The sequence below is a fragment of the Sulfurospirillum sp. hDNRA2 genome, from assembly GCF_024206095.2.
In the GTDB taxonomy this organism is placed as follows: Bacteria; Campylobacterota; Campylobacteria; order Campylobacterales; family Sulfurospirillaceae; genus Sulfurospirillum.
The window spans coordinates 793,606-807,020 of the sequence record NZ_CP159800.1; the positions used below are offsets into that span (position 1 = coordinate 793,606).

15 protein-coding genes are annotated in these 13,415 nt (G+C 44.3%); 11 read left to right on the top strand and 4 right to left on the bottom strand.

The window, feature by feature from the left end:
* The first annotated feature begins 1 nt into the window (after position 1).
* Genes lptE through NL930_RS04180 form a run of 8 tightly spaced genes read left to right on the top strand, consistent with a single transcriptional unit; the run spans position 2 to position 8,856 of the window.
* On the top strand, positions 2-520 hold the full coding sequence (gene lptE, locus NL930_RS04145) for an LPS assembly lipoprotein LptE (RefSeq protein WP_254375771.1): 519 nt from the start codon (positions 2-4) through the stop codon (positions 518-520).
* Positions 501-2,045 carry a GGDEF domain-containing protein gene (locus NL930_RS04150; RefSeq protein WP_254375772.1) on the top strand — a complete coding sequence of 515 codons (1,545 nt, stop codon included), beginning with the start codon at positions 501-503 and terminating at the stop codon, positions 2,043-2,045. Before lptE ends, NL930_RS04150 begins: the two co-directional genes overlap by 20 nt.
* Positions 2,046-3,188, top strand: a complete 1,143-nt coding sequence (locus NL930_RS04155) for a folylpolyglutamate synthase/dihydrofolate synthase family protein (protein ID WP_254375773.1) — start codon at positions 2,046-2,048, stop codon at positions 3,186-3,188. It begins immediately after the preceding gene.
* Entirely contained in the window at positions 3,185-4,084 is a 900-nt protein-coding gene (locus NL930_RS04160; protein ID WP_254375774.1) for a M23 family metallopeptidase, read from the top strand. Before NL930_RS04155 ends, NL930_RS04160 begins: the two co-directional genes overlap by 4 nt.
* Positions 4,024-4,413 carry a polymer-forming cytoskeletal protein gene (locus NL930_RS04165; RefSeq protein ID WP_039673119.1) on the top strand — a complete coding sequence of 130 codons (390 nt, stop codon included), beginning with the start codon at positions 4,024-4,026 and terminating at the stop codon, positions 4,411-4,413. Before NL930_RS04160 ends, NL930_RS04165 begins: the two co-directional genes overlap by 61 nt.
* Positions 4,414-4,422: 9 nt before the next feature.
* Positions 4,423-7,398, top strand: coding sequence for a transcription-repair coupling factor (gene mfd / locus NL930_RS04170; RefSeq protein WP_254375775.1), 2,976 nt, complete (start codon positions 4,423-4,425; stop codon positions 7,396-7,398).
* On the top strand, positions 7,395-8,204 hold the full coding sequence (locus tag NL930_RS04175; RefSeq protein WP_254375776.1) for a TIGR00282 family metallophosphoesterase: 810 nt from the start codon (positions 7,395-7,397) through the stop codon (positions 8,202-8,204). Before mfd ends, NL930_RS04175 begins: the two co-directional genes overlap by 4 nt.
* The gene (locus tag NL930_RS04180; protein WP_254375777.1) at positions 8,194-8,856 is read left to right on the top strand and encodes a 3-methyladenine DNA glycosylase; all 663 of its coding nucleotides are present in this window, start codon (positions 8,194-8,196) and stop codon (positions 8,854-8,856) included. Before NL930_RS04175 ends, NL930_RS04180 begins: the two co-directional genes overlap by 11 nt.
* 15 nt (positions 8,857-8,871) lie before the next feature.
* On the opposite strand, the gene NL930_RS04185 is transcribed toward NL930_RS04180, so the two are convergent.
* The 3 genes from NL930_RS04185 to rpmB all read right to left on the bottom strand — a co-directional run bounded on the left by NL930_RS04185 (position 8,872) and on the right by rpmB (position 10,619).
* Positions 8,872-9,099, bottom strand: a complete 228-nt coding sequence (locus NL930_RS04185; protein WP_039673112.1) for a YdcH family protein — start codon at positions 9,097-9,099, stop codon at positions 8,872-8,874.
* Positions 9,100-9,152: 53 nt separating this feature from the next.
* A complete protein-coding gene (argJ, locus tag NL930_RS04190; RefSeq protein ID WP_254375778.1) occupies positions 9,153-10,343 on the bottom strand; it encodes a bifunctional glutamate N-acetyltransferase/amino-acid acetyltransferase ArgJ in 1,191 nt (396 codons plus the stop codon).
* Positions 10,344-10,430: 87 nt separating this feature from the next.
* Positions 10,431-10,619, bottom strand: a complete 189-nt coding sequence (gene rpmB, locus NL930_RS04195) for a 50S ribosomal protein L28 (RefSeq protein WP_039673109.1) — start codon at positions 10,617-10,619, stop codon at positions 10,431-10,433.
* A gap of 256 nt (positions 10,620-10,875) precedes the next feature.
* Between rpmB and rpe the strand changes: the two genes are divergently transcribed.
* From rpe to NL930_RS04210, 3 genes are read left to right on the top strand one after another with little or no spacing between them, the layout of a single operon-like run.
* Positions 10,876-11,517, top strand: a complete 642-nt coding sequence (gene rpe, locus NL930_RS04200) for a ribulose-phosphate 3-epimerase (RefSeq protein ID WP_254375779.1) — start codon at positions 10,876-10,878, stop codon at positions 11,515-11,517.
* Between the two features lie 2 nt (positions 11,518-11,519).
* The gene (locus NL930_RS04205) at positions 11,520-12,107 is read left to right on the top strand and encodes a phosphoribosylanthranilate isomerase (RefSeq protein ID WP_254375780.1); all 588 of its coding nucleotides are present in this window, start codon (positions 11,520-11,522) and stop codon (positions 12,105-12,107) included.
* Complete coding sequence (locus NL930_RS04210) at positions 12,104-12,910, top strand: 3'-5' exonuclease (protein ID WP_254375781.1); 807 nt, start codon at positions 12,104-12,106, stop codon at positions 12,908-12,910. Before NL930_RS04205 ends, NL930_RS04210 begins: the two co-directional genes overlap by 4 nt.
* On the opposite strand, the gene NL930_RS04215 is transcribed toward NL930_RS04210, so the two are convergent.
* On the bottom strand, positions 12,888-13,415 hold the full coding sequence (locus NL930_RS04215) for a gamma carbonic anhydrase family protein (protein ID WP_254375782.1): 528 nt from the start codon (positions 13,413-13,415) through the stop codon (positions 12,888-12,890). The genes NL930_RS04210 and NL930_RS04215 overlap by 23 nt on opposite strands.

Below are 13,415 nucleotides of genomic sequence, written 5' to 3' on the forward strand. Positions count from 1 at the left end.
TATGAAACAACTTTTTCTTGGACTTGTCGTTCTCCTATGGCTCGGCGGATGCGGGTATAAACCCTCTTCGTATTATGCAAAAGAGGCTTTAGGCGATACGATTTATGCGGAAGTGAGTATTTCGAGGCAGGACCCAAGAAATAGCGTTTTAATTAACGATGCGGTAAACGAAGCGATCGTAAGTCGCTTCGGTGCGAAGATTTCTACGAAAGAGCGTGCGGACACGATCTTGAAAGTACGTATCGATAGCCTCTCGTTTTCACCGACGATTTACGATAAATACGGTTACGTCAATGCCTATAAAACTTCGGTTGTTCTTTCGTTTACGTATGAGGCGAAAGATAAAAAAGTGGAAAAACTAACCGCTTCGGGAGAATACGACTTTTTTATCGCAACCAACAGCATTATCTCCGATACGAATCGTTATGAGGCGATTAAAGCGGCGTCAAGCGAAGCTTTGGACGAGTTTATTTCGAAAATTGCGATCAAAGGACTACGCAATGGCAACCACCATCAATGAAATCATTAAAGAGTCTTTAGAATCCATTAAAGCCGAACATCTTAGTCTAACGCCCGATAATTACGCAAAAGTTTTCTGCAAAGTTGCGAAGCAAAAAGGCGTTATCGTTGAAGATTGCCAAAAAGTCGAAAAGTACGTCAAAAAGCTTGATGCGACGATTATCGCCGATATGAAACGCTTTAATATCGGCTCGGTGGACGAATTGCTCTCGTTTCTCGTCGCCAAGCTCAATCGCGCTAATGAAGGTGATGCGCTTAAAATGGTGAGTGCTTTAGCGTTGTTGACCAAACGCGTTTTGCAGGCAATTACTTTGTTGCATGATGCCAAAGCGACGAACCTTGCCAACGCTTCTTTGGAGCGTTTGGATTTTCACCAAAACCTCCAATCCATTGAGTTAGTCAAAGAAAAATGGTTTGATTTTATCTCCAACTACGACGACAGTTACCTTAAAAAACTCGATGTATTCGGGCATATCGCCAAAGACGATTTGGAGATGATGGTTCGAGACGTCTTGCGTTTGTTAAACAAAGACGACAGTTTAGAAATTTACAAAGGGTTGGTTCCTTTGATCGTCGCTTCGTTATCACCCTCTATTGCTTCGGGTATGAACGACGAACTTGCCAATATCGGACACGAACTTCGGGCTTCTCCCGAAGCGTTAGGCACGCCGGCGTTTCAACAAGAGATCAAGCAGTTAATTTCTAAGCGCATTACGCTCGATAAAGAAGAAGTTAAAAAGAAAGTTGCCGCGTTGGATAAAATCTTAGACGAAATCAATAAAAAAATCGTTGATTTGATTCAAAGCAGCAATCTTAGCCATCAACAAGTCAAAATTATTCGTGCCGATTTACAAAAAATCGATTTTTCGCAAGACGGTTTTGAGAGCGTACATTCGAAACTTTTGCATATTGCCTCTTCTTTGGAAAACGAAACGCGTTCCTTAAGCGAAAAGATGATGAGCAATCAAGAGACCATTACCAAATTGCAAAGCCGTATCACGAAGCTTGAATCGGCGTTACTGGTCGCTAAGCAAGAGGTTAAAGAAGATTATCTTACGCACGTTGCAACGCGTAGAGCCTTATCAAACGAACTCGAACGCGTCGAAGATGCTTTTGCGCGCTATAAAGTCGATTATACGCTCTGTTTTATCGACATCGATCACTTTAAAAACGTAAACGACAACTATGGACACGAAGCGGGCGACGTTATTCTTTCGACGGTTGGTAAGATTTTACGCAAGTATATCCGTCAGGTCGATTTTGCGGGACGTTACGGCGGCGAGGAGTTTTTGGTTATTTTACCGAGTACCGATTTGGCACAGGGAATTCATTTTGCGGAAAAAATTCGAAACGTCATCGAGCAGTTTAAGTTTTTATACAAAAACGAACGTATCAGCGTTACGATCAGTTGCGGCGTTGCACAGCGTTCGCAATACGCCTCTAAAGAAGAAGTCTTAAACGCCGCCGATACGCTTTTATATAAAGCCAAAGAAAACGGGCGCAATCAAGTGATGCCTATTTTGTAAATGACGCTTTTTTCTTTTTTAGACCCTAAACCGCTTTCTTACGACGAGATCGACTATGAACGTATGCCAAGAACGTATCGTCGTATTGCATCGCACTTTAAGCTTCCTCGTATCGTTCACGTCGTCGGTACGAACGGTAAAGGAACGACGGGACGCTTTTTAGCACAGATGTTGCGCCATAACGGCTTTCACGTCGGACATTACACTTCGCCGCACATTCTTCGTTTTAACGAGCGAATCTGGATCGACGGGGGCGACGTCCAAGATGCGATTTTAGAAGCGTATCATCAAAAACTGCTTTCATGGCTTGATGCACACGAGGCACAGGCTCTTTCGTATTTTGAGTATACGACGCTTTTAGCCATGGCTATTTTTTGCGATTTTTGCGATTACGTTGTTTTGGAGGCGGGGCTTGGCGGTGAGTTTGACGCGACCAACGTTTTTCCTAAAATACTTTCGATTGTAACGCCTATCGGGTACGATCATCAAGATTTTTTAGGCGATACGATCGAAGCGATTGCAACGACAAAACTCAATAGCATCGCCAACGATTTCGTCTTAGCCGCACAATACGAAGCGAGCGTCGAAGTTTTAGCGCGTCAAAAAGCTCAAAGCTTACATGTCACGATGGTTCAGCCTCATTTTGACGCAAAAACGTCTGACATGTTAGAAGCGTATATCTCTTCGTATACGAACGCGCCCTTTTTAATCGATAACTTTAAGACGGCGTTTTGCGCGTTAACCTTTCTTGGGTATGATATAACGTTTGAAAGTTTTTCCGTGGCGATGTTACAAGGACGCCATCAAAAAATCCTTCCCAACGTTACTTTAGACGTCGGGCATAACGTAATGGCGGCTTTAGCGTTAACACAAAGCTTTGATGGAAAAAAAGTAGGGCTTATTTATAATTGCTATAAAGATAAAGATTACAGGGCGATTTTAAAACTCTTGGCTCCTATCATCGAAGAGATCTACGTGATTGCGATTCAAAGTCCGCGTGCGGTGGATGAAGCACTTTTGTACGAGACGGCGAAAGAATACGGTTTGAAAATCTCCTCGTTTCAAGCGATTGATCCTCAAAAAGAGTATGTCGTTTTCGGCTCTTTCAGTGTTGCCGAGGCATTTTTAAAAGGGATAAAGTGAAAGATAAATTTACGGTTACGATCTCCGACGTTCACGGTTCGCGCCATTTTTTATTGCACCAAGTCATTAAAAAATTTCTTTTGTATTTTACGCTTTTTGTCGCCTTAGTGATTCTTGTCGGCAGTTTCGTCATTCTTTTTCTCATGAAAGAGGTGTCTGCGTTAGAAGCAAAAAAAGAGAGCGCGATTAACGAACGCAATATTTTATTAGCGCAAAACGAGTCTTTACAAGAAGAAATTTCGGAAAAGTCAAAAGAGTACGAAGCGATTCGCGATAAAATCAGCAACGTCGAAGAGTTAATCGGGCTAAGAGCCAACGATGAAGAAGCGCTTGATACGCGTCTTGAGGAGATCGACGTAACCGTTTTACAGCAAAAAACCTTTTTTGACAATATCCCCAGCGGCGACGTGATGGCGTACAGTGAATTTTCTTCGCGTTTTGGATGGCGGGAAAATCCTATTTTGAAGCGTAAAGAGTTCCATGCGGGAACCGATTTACGTGCGCCGGTCGGAACGCCTGTCTTAGCACCGGCGGACGGCGTCGTTAAATTTATTCAGTACAATCAAAACAGCGGTTACGGAAATGTCGTCTCTCTCAGCCATAATTACGGGTTTGAGAGTTATTATGCTCATTTGATGAACAAACCGATCGTCAAAGAGGGGCAGTTCGTGAAAAAAGGGGATATTATTGCCTATTCGGGTAACAGCGGTATGTCCACAGGTCCTCATTTGCATTATGAAATCAAGTTTATAGGGCGTCTTTTAGACCCTGAAACCTTTTTACGTTGGAAAGGGTCTAATTTTACGGAAATCTTTCAAAAGGAGAAGAGAGTCACATGGGAATCTTTGATAAAACTAATCAATGCGCAGTACCCGCTTCCGAAACAACCATCGTAGCAAGCGGCGCAAAAGTCGAGGGTATTTTTCATTGCGAAACACGTTTACATGTCGACGGTGAAATTATCGGTAAAATTCTTTCCGAAAGTATCGTGACGATCGGTAAACAAGGAAAGGTGAGCGGCGAAATTCGTGCAAGTCGGCTGATTATCAACGGGCTTTTCGAGGGCAATGCCGATTGCGACAACGTTGAAGTCTTAGAAGGCGGAAAGCTTTTGGGTAAAGTGGTTTCCAAAGAGCTGATTATTGAAGCGAAAGCTATTTTTGAAGGCGAGAGTAAGATTAAAACCGCAAGCGAAGAAGCACCCAAACTCTCCTATGAAGGATAAAGGAATTTTTTGTTACAAGCCTCGTGTTACGAATTTTTAATATCCAAACCGGATACCCAACTCATCGGCGTCAAAGGCGATAAAGAGGCATTTTTAGCCTGCGAAGTCGCACTTTACGTCGGATATAAAGCGTACGTACTTCCCGATCTTCGGGCCAATAGCGGCGATGACTTACTCTCGTTTCACGACGAGATGTTCGTTTTGCTTCGAACCTTGCAGGCATTTTATCAAGACGCTTCGTCGAAAAAATTGCTGATTGCACCGATTCGAACGCTTTTGACGCCGCTTCCCAAACCTGAAATCTTTCAAACCTTACATGTAGAATTCGGCTCCCGCCTTGAGCTAGACGTATTTCGAGAAACAATGTTTTATTGGGGATACCGTTTTGTCGATGTGGTGCAAGGTAAAGGCGAAATTTCCGTACGCGGCGATATTATCGATCTTTTTCCTCCCGATCAAGACTATGCCGTGCGTATTTGCCTCTTCGACGATGAAATCGAAAGCCTTCGTTTTTTTGATTGCGAGACACAAAAGAGCGATAAAGAAGAGCTTGAAAGCTTGAGGATTATTCCGGCTTTGTTTGCACTCGATCAAACGCGCTACGAAACGATGGAAAAACGTATAGGGCATCTCAAAAGCGATAGTTTTACCAAAGATATGCATTCGCTAGGTTTGTGGGTTCTGGGAGAGTATGCCGATAACTATTTAACGCGTTTTCGTATCCGCTTGGCAGGCGATATAGACGATGAACTTGAAGAGATTGCTTTGTTTAACGAAGAAGAAGCCGCATCGTTACGTGCATTACCAAAAATTCCCGAGGCAACGCGTTTTAGGGATATTGATATCGCTACGAGCAATCTTAAAACGTTTTTAGAGCTACATCGCGCTAAGAAAATCACGCTTCTTGCCAAAAACGAGCTTCTCTTGCGGATGGCGGAACTCGATTCTTTGCAGACGAAATTTACCGAGAGCGAACGCATCGTTACGATTATGAGTCAAGACGAGGTTATTTTTTCGCTCAATAAACCCGTCGTCAAAGCCAAACGAAAGCGTGCAAATTTCGTACTCGATGAACTAAAAATCGGTGATTACGTGGTGCATGAGCACTACGGTATCGGTATTTTTAGAGGTTTGACGCCCATTAGCGTTTTAGGGGCGACGAAAGATTTCGTGCTCATCGAATACCTCGGCGACGACAAATTATTGTTGCCGGTCGAAAACCTCCACGTTATCGATCGTTACATCGGCGAAAGCGGCGGTTTAATCAGCGTCGATCGTTTGGGTAAAGGCAGCTTCCAAAAGCTGAAAGCCAAAACCCAAGAGCGTTTGATGGAGATCGCAAGCGAGATTATTGCGATTGCCGCAAAACGCGAGATGATCGAGGCTTTGGATATTGAAAGCTCCGCAGAAGCCTTGGCGGCATTTCAAGACGATGCCGGATTCGTCTATACCGAAGATCAAAAACGTACGATTAGCGAGATTTTAAACGACTTGCACAGCGGTAAAATGATGGATCGGCTCCTAAGTGGCGATGTGGGATTCGGAAAAACCGAAGTCGCGATGAATGCTATTTTTGCAACCGTTCAAAAAGGGTATCAAGCTTTGTTAATCGCGCCGACGACGCTTTTATGTTCGCAACATTTTAAAAGTCTTTCAACGCGTTTTTCAAAATACGGCATTCGCGTCGCGCAACTCGATCGCTTTACCACGCCGGCACAAAAACAAACGATTCTCAAAGGGCTTAAAGACGGAAGCTTACATGTGTGCGTCGGAACGCATGCCCTTTTTGACGTGGAATTGCACAATCCTGCGCTCATCGTCGTGGACGAAGAGCATAAATTCGGCGTGAAACAAAAAGAAAAACTCAAAAATTTCCGCGAAAACGTGCATATTCTCTCGATGAGCGCGACGCCGATTCCCAGAAGCCTCAATATGGCACTCAGTTCCATCAAACAGTATTCGCAACTGCTCACGCCTCCGAACGATCGCGAAGACGTGCGTACGTTTGTTAAAGAGTATGACGAAAAAGTGATTAAAGAGGCTATTTTACGAGAGTTGCGACGCGGCGGTCAGGTCTTTTTCGTTCACAACCGCATTGCGACGATCGAAGACAAACGCAAAGCTTTGCAACGTATGATGCCGCATCTGCGCATTTTAACGTTACACTCCGAAATTAGCGCGAGCGTGACCGAAAAAGAGATGCTTCGTTTCGAAGAAAAAGCGTACGACGTATTGCTTTCGACCTCAATTATCGAGTCTGGAATTCATATTCCCAACGTCAATACGATTATGATCGATTCGGCCGATCATTTCGGTATGGCGGATTTGCATCAGCTGCGCGGACGTGTAGGGCGAGGCAAACGACAAGGCTTTTGCTACTTTTTGGTCAAAAACAAAGAAGAACTTTCCGAAGCCGCTAAAAAACGCTTAATCGCCTTGGAATCCAATTCGTATTTAGGAAGCGGCTCGATTTTGGCATACCATGATCTTGAAATCCGCGGCGGAGGCAATCTCGTCGGCGAAGCGCAAAGCGGACACATCAAGCATATCGGCTACGCGTTATACCTAAAAATGCTCGAGGACGCCATCAACGCCTTACTCGGTAAAGCACCGGTCGCCCATCGCGAAGTCGATATCAAGCTCTCTATAAACGCTTTTATCAGTGAACAGTATATTTTTGAAGAACGCGTGAGATTGGAACTCTACCGAAGGTTGAGTCGATGCCAAAACGTTCAAGAACTTTTCTTAATCGAAGAGGAGATGTTGGACCGTTTCGGTAAGTTAGACGTTACGACACGACAGTTTTTACAGCTAATCGAAATCAAGATACTAGCGGCGCAAAAAGGCATTAGTTTGATTTCCAATTACCACCAAATGATTACGATCAAATACGAAACCGAGCAAAAAACGACGCTTCAGTCGCGAAGCCGCGACGATGACGATGTTATTGCTTGCGTGTTGACGTATTTAAAGCAAACACCATGACGATAGGTTTCATCGGCGATATCGTCGGTCGCCCCGGACGTGCGATGATCGAGGCGCATCTGAAAAAGATTCGCCAAGAGTTTGCGCTTGATTACGTGATCGCTAATGCGGAAAATGCCAGTCACGGTTTCGGGCTTAACGCACAGCACGCAAACGAGCTTTTCTCTTACGGCGTTAATCTCATCACGGGCGGAAACCATACGTGGGATAAAAAAGAGATTATTCCGCTTTTAGAGACTTTGCCGATTTTAAGACCGCATAATTATCCCAAAGGCGTTGCGGGTTCGGGCGTGAAAATCGTACATGTGAATGCCGAACCGATCGCCGTACTCAATATTATGGGGCATTACGGTATGCCGACGCTGAATAATGCCTTTTTGTGCGCGCAAGAGACGGTCGACGCGCTTTTGCACGAGGGAATTCGAACGATTATCGTCGATTTTCACGCCGAAGCGACTTCTGAGAAATATGCGATGTTTCACCTGCTTAAAGGCAAAGCGAGTGCCGTTTTCGGAACGCATACGCATGTCGGAACGGACGATTTGCAGATCGACGAAGGAACGTGTTTTGTGAGTGACGTAGGGCTGAGCGGGGCACGCGACGGCGTTATCGGGATGGACAAAACCGCACCGCTCAAACGCTTTTTAACAGGACTTCCCTGTGCATTAGAACTTCCTAAAAAATGCAAGAAAATTTTTCAAATGGTGATTGTGAAGATCGAAGAAGGAAAATGCATCGATGCGTTTAAAGTGCGTATTTTCGACGATCAAGAACGTCACATTGCAAAGGCGATTGATGAACGATAGTTTTGAACTCTTACGTGCGTTAAAAAATGCGGGCTACCCGAAATCGGCTCGCGATCCTTTTTGGTGGCCGCGATCGGGGACGTTTTGGGTCATCGTCGGTGCGATTTTAACCCAACAGACCAAATGGGAAAAAGTTGAAAAAAGTATCGAAAATCTAGAAACGTGCGGCGTCGATCGTTTGGATATTTTGGCTCGACTCGAGATTGAAACCCTAGCCGAATGCATCAAACCGAGCGGCTTTTACAACACCAAAGCTAAAAACCTTCGTGCTTTAGCCAAAGCGATTCTTGAAACGTTTAGCACCTTTGAAACCTTTCAAGCAAACGTGACGCGAGAATGGCTCTTGGCGCAAAAAGGCGTCGGAGAAGAGAGTGCGGATTCTATTTTATGTTATGCCTGTTACCAAGAGGCGTTGGTCGTCGATGCCTATACGGCAAGACTTCTTAATGCTTACGGGTACGATTTTGAAAGCTACGAAGCACTTCAATCGTGGATGCTCGAAGGACTAAGCGATAAGGATGCACTGCGACGATTGTATGCCAAAGAGATATCTTTGCACGAACTCTATGCGCGCTTTCATGGAAAAATCGTAGAATATTGTAAGGAAAACAGTCGAGGAAAAGTCGTAGATGTAGAGCGTTTGGGCCTTTAAGCCCAAACGAATCGATTAAAGGCTGTGCTCTTTTTTATACGCAAGAATCATGGCGTACGCTTCGTCTTTAAGTTTGAGTTTTTCTTTTTTAAGTGCATCAAGCTCGGCATCGCTGATATGATCTCTGCCCGCATCGGCATCGGCAATTTTTTGGTCGAGCTCGTTATGTCGTTCAAAAATTTTTGCAAAGTGGGCGTTGTCCAATTTTAATTTTGAGATAATATCTCGGTACTCGTGTAGCATGGCTTCTCCTTTTATATTTGTTTTATTTTACCTAAAAGTACTTAATCTTAGGGCTACGTTCTGTAATCCGCATTGATTTCGACGTAACGGTGTCCCAAATCGCACCCGTAAGCGGTAAAAGAACCGTCTGCGATTCCCAGTTCGCAACGGATACGAAACGATGCTTTTTTCATCACTTCCGCCGCTTTTTTTTCCGTTTGTTCGTCGAGGGAACGCTGATCTTTCGAATAAATTAAAATGTCGTCGTAGTGAATAACTAACGTTTCCTCGCTACATGTAATGCCGCTTGCTCCGATCGTCGAGGCAATACGCCCCCAATTCGGATCTTCGCCGAAAAGTGCGGTTTTGACTAAAAGCGAATTACTAAGTGCTTTCGCCGCACGTTCGGCTTCTTCGTCGTTTTGAGCACCGCTAACTTCAAATGCAACCACTTTTGTAGAGCCTTCTCCGTCTCGAACCAACATTAAACTTAACTCTTGCGTGATACGTTTGAGAGCTTCGTTAAACGCTTCTTTCTCGTAAACGCCGCTTTTGCGAGAACTTAAAAGTAACACCGTATCGTTAGTCGATGTGTCTCCGTCCACGCTCACAGAATTAAACGATGCTTGTACGGCAGGCAATAACAACGCGTCCATATCGGCTTTGGGAATGGCAGCATCGGTTAAAATGAAGCAAAGCATCGTCGCCATCGCGGGATTAATCATACCCGCACCTTTACAAATAGCGGCGATATGAAAGAAGCTTCCGTCTTCTAGAATGACTTTAAGGCATAGCTCTTTTTTAAACGAGTCGGTGGTCATAATCGCTGATGCCGTCGAATGCGAATCTTTTGCGTTAAAGTCGAATTTTTCAAATGCGAGCGCCATTTTATCGACATTGAGACGATAGCCGATAACGCCCGTCGAACTCATGATAGGATGGTGTAAGTTCGGAAAAATCGTTTGAAGTTTTGCAAACAAGGTATCGATATCTTCGATTCCTTTTTCTCCCGTCATCGCATTGGCATTTTTGGCATTCATTAAAATAAAGTTGGTTTGAAAGCCTTTGGGATAACGTAAAAAATGTTTGATAGGAGCGGCTTGAAAGACGTTACTCGTAAAAATACCGCTAACGTCGCACGGTTCGTCGGTGCGAATAAACGCGACGTCCTCTTTTTGGTTAGGTTTAAAACCCGCATGAACGCCTTGGCAAAAAAAGCCCTCAACGTTATCCAATCCATTTTGAACAGGAAGCAGTGTAAACATCGGTAAATCCTTTTGGATTTTTATAAAGTGTCGTGAAAGAAAGGGACGAAAAAGTAAAGGTAAAATTTCCCCGTAAACGGAGAAATTTTAGCCGTGTTTCTTCATGGTACGAAGTGTCGAAGCAGCAATTCTAATTTTCTTAGTCGTTCCGTCTTCAAGCGTCACGCGGACGGTTCTTAAGTTTGGAAGGAATCTTCTTTTAGTTTTGTTGTTCGCATGGCTTACGTTGTTACCAACCATAGGGCCTTTACCCGTAATAGCGCATTTTCTTGCCATATCGATATCCTTAGAAATTTTTTGTCGTGAATTTTACACTAAAAAAGCAAAAGAACTACTTAATTTAGTGAGCCGAAGATTATAGCAAAATTTTTATAAATTTAGGTACAATTTTACTTTAAAAGTTTTGACGAACGGACGGCACGCTTTTGAAAGTGAAACTTTGAAAGCGACGTGAAGATCGGGTAATCTTAATATTGATAGAGTATACCCGCGTACCTTCGGTGTTTTTATTTTTTTCATAAAGGTTTTGAGAATGTTAGTGGCTCCGAGTATCCTTTCTGCTGATTTTGGAAAGTTAAACGATGAGATAACGGCAATTTGTACGGCAGGATGCGATTTGGTGCATGTCGATGTGATGGACGGGCATTTCGTGCCTAACTTAACGATAGGCCCCGTCGTTGTTAATGCCGTAGCTAAGGCGGCGACTAAGCCTTTGGATATTCATTTGATGGTGGAAAACAATCCGTTTTTTGTCGACTTGTTTGCTCCTTTAAAACCTCGATACCTTTCCTTTCATATCGAAGAAGAGAAACATCCGCATCGTTTGATTCAAAAAATTAGGGATTTGGGAATTTCTCCGGCAATCGTGCTCAATCCGCACACGCCGCCTTCTTTGATCGAGTATTTGCTCGAAGATTTGGATATGGTGCTTTTAATGAGCGTCAATCCCGGATTTGGGGGTCAAAAATTTATTCCGAGCGTTTTGGAGAAAGCTTTGATCTTAAAAGAGATGATTTTAAAACGAAATGCCAAAACGTTGATAGAAGTGGACGGCGGCGTTAACGATACGAACATCAAGGCTTTAGCCGATGCGGGTGTCGACATCGTCGTTGCGGGCAATTACGTTTTCGGTTCCGATCATTATAAAAATGCGATCGATTCTTTAAAAGTCTAAGAATGTGGGTTAAAATTTGCGGTATTACCAACCTTGAAGACGCGCGGTGTGCAATCGATGCGCAAGCCGATGCGCTTGGCTTTGTTTTTTATCCGAAATCTCCGCGTTATATTTGCCCCGAAGAGGCTCAAGCGATTGCGCAAATGCTGCCTTTACATGTACAAAAAATCGGTCTCTTCGTCGACGTTACGCCTGAAGAGATCAATCTGACATGTCAGCAGGCGCGAATGGATACGGCACAGATCCATTTTGATGTAGACGATGCGTTCTTACGTGCCTTACATGTACCGTATATGCGCGTCGTTCGTGCAAAAAATCCCTCCGACGTGATGCGCTATGAAGGTTCAATTCGCTTGGTAGACGCTTATGTGGACGATTACGGCGGAGCGGGCAAACAGATCGATCTTTCGTGGTTTGAAAACGTTGATAGAAAAAATATTATTTTAGCCGGCGGTTTAACCCCTGAAAATATCGAACATGTGAAAGCCTTAGGCTTTTACGGCGCGGATGTCAGCAGCGGCGTCGAAAAAAGCAAAGGCATTAAAGATCATGCCAAAATCCGAGCGTTTCTTCAGAAGGCAAAAGCGTGAGGCCTTTGGATACGTACATTACGAAAATGGTGCAAAAGCCGGTCTTTCATAAAGAATTTTTTGCCAAAATGCGTACCTTCAAAGAGTTGGAACATATCGACGTCGAAGACGTGAACATGTTAAAGCTTTTGGGACTTCCTTTGATCAAATATTCTAATTATGCGTTTAGTTTAGAAACCGTTGATACCGGCATCGCCGCGGGAAAATTTTGCATCGTGGACATCGAGGCGAACGGGAGCAAGCCGAGTCTGCACCAAATTATCGAAATCGGGGCGGTGATGATCGAAAACGGCGTGGTCGTTGCCGAATTTTCTTCCCTTGCTAAAGCGGACGTATTGCCTGAAAGTATCGAGCAATTAACGGGCATTACGCTCGAAGAGCTACAAAAAGCCCCGCCGTTGCGCCAAGTGCTTGAGTCGTTTCGACTTTTTTTAAAAGATGCGGTTTTTGTTGCGCATAACGTGAATTTTGATTACTATTTTATTTCATACGCGCTCGAACAAGCCGGATTTGGACCTTTACTCAACCGCAAGCTTGATACGATAGAGCTTTCCCGCAAATGTATCGAAGCACCGAAATACGGATTGGGTGCTTTGACGGAGTATTTGGGGATCGGTTTTGAGCATCACCATCGCGCACTTTGCGATGCCAAAGCGACGGCGGAAGTGTTTTTTAAAGCGTTGGAAAAACTACCCGAATCGGTTCAGACCGTCGAAGAACTCATCGCTTTTACAAAACCGCAACATCCGAAAAAACGCAAAAAAGAGAAAGACGCGTCGTTTAAATCGAATACAACGCTTTAAAACGAACGTAATTTTCCGCCGATCGAAGTAACGAGTCGATTTCGTGTTCGTTTAATTCACGCACGAATTTTGCGGGATTTCCCATAATGAGCGAACGCGGAGGAAAGACTTTGTTTTTTGTGACGAGCGATCCGGCTCCGACGATCGACGATTCGCCGATAATCGCACCGTCGAGAATCGTCGCACTCATACCGATCAGGCAGTTGTTCTCAATCGTACAGCCGTGTAGCATAACGCGATGGCCGATCGTGACGTTATCGCCGATGAGGGTTTCAAATCCGTCTCCTTGGTCTTCTCGCGTGTAATGCGTCACATGAATCATACTTAAATCTTGAATGTTCGTATTGCACCCGATACGGATACGATTGACGTCGCCTCGAATGACGCAGCCAAACCATACGGAGCTATTTTCCCCGATGCAAACGTCGCCGATGATGTCCGCGCTCGGGGCAAGGAAAACGCTTTCGTGAATGCGAGGCGTTACTCCTTGAAATGCGATGAGCAC

Bases quoted from the DNA above. Each gene is read 5' to 3' on its own strand.
- lptE (WP_254375771.1), top strand. From the start codon at position 2: ATGAAACAACTTTTTCTTGGACTTGTCGTTCTCCTATGGCTCGGCGGA.
- NL930_RS04150 (WP_254375772.1), top strand. From the start codon at position 501: ATGGCAACCACCATCAATGAAATCATTAAAGAGTCTTTAGAATCCATT.
- NL930_RS04155 (WP_254375773.1), top strand. From the start codon at position 2,046: ATGACGCTTTTTTCTTTTTTAGACCCTAAACCGCTTTCTTACGACGAG.
- NL930_RS04165 (WP_039673119.1), top strand. From the start codon at position 4,024: ATGGGAATCTTTGATAAAACTAATCAATGCGCAGTACCCGCTTCCGAA.
- NL930_RS04175 (WP_254375776.1), top strand. From the start codon at position 7,395: ATGACGATAGGTTTCATCGGCGATATCGTCGGTCGCCCCGGACGTGCG.
- NL930_RS04180 (WP_254375777.1), top strand. From the start codon at position 8,194: ATGAACGATAGTTTTGAACTCTTACGTGCGTTAAAAAATGCGGGCTAC.
- NL930_RS04185 (WP_039673112.1), bottom strand. From the start codon at position 9,099: ATGCTACACGAGTACCGAGATATTATCTCAAAATTAAAATTGGACAAC.
- argJ (WP_254375778.1), bottom strand. From the start codon at position 10,343: ATGTTTACACTGCTTCCTGTTCAAAATGGATTGGATAACGTTGAGGGC.
- rpmB (WP_039673109.1), bottom strand. From the start codon at position 10,619: ATGGCAAGAAAATGCGCTATTACGGGTAAAGGCCCTATGGTTGGTAAC.
- rpe (WP_254375779.1), top strand. From the start codon at position 10,876: ATGTTAGTGGCTCCGAGTATCCTTTCTGCTGATTTTGGAAAGTTAAAC.
- NL930_RS04205 (WP_254375780.1), top strand. From the start codon at position 11,520: ATGTGGGTTAAAATTTGCGGTATTACCAACCTTGAAGACGCGCGGTGT.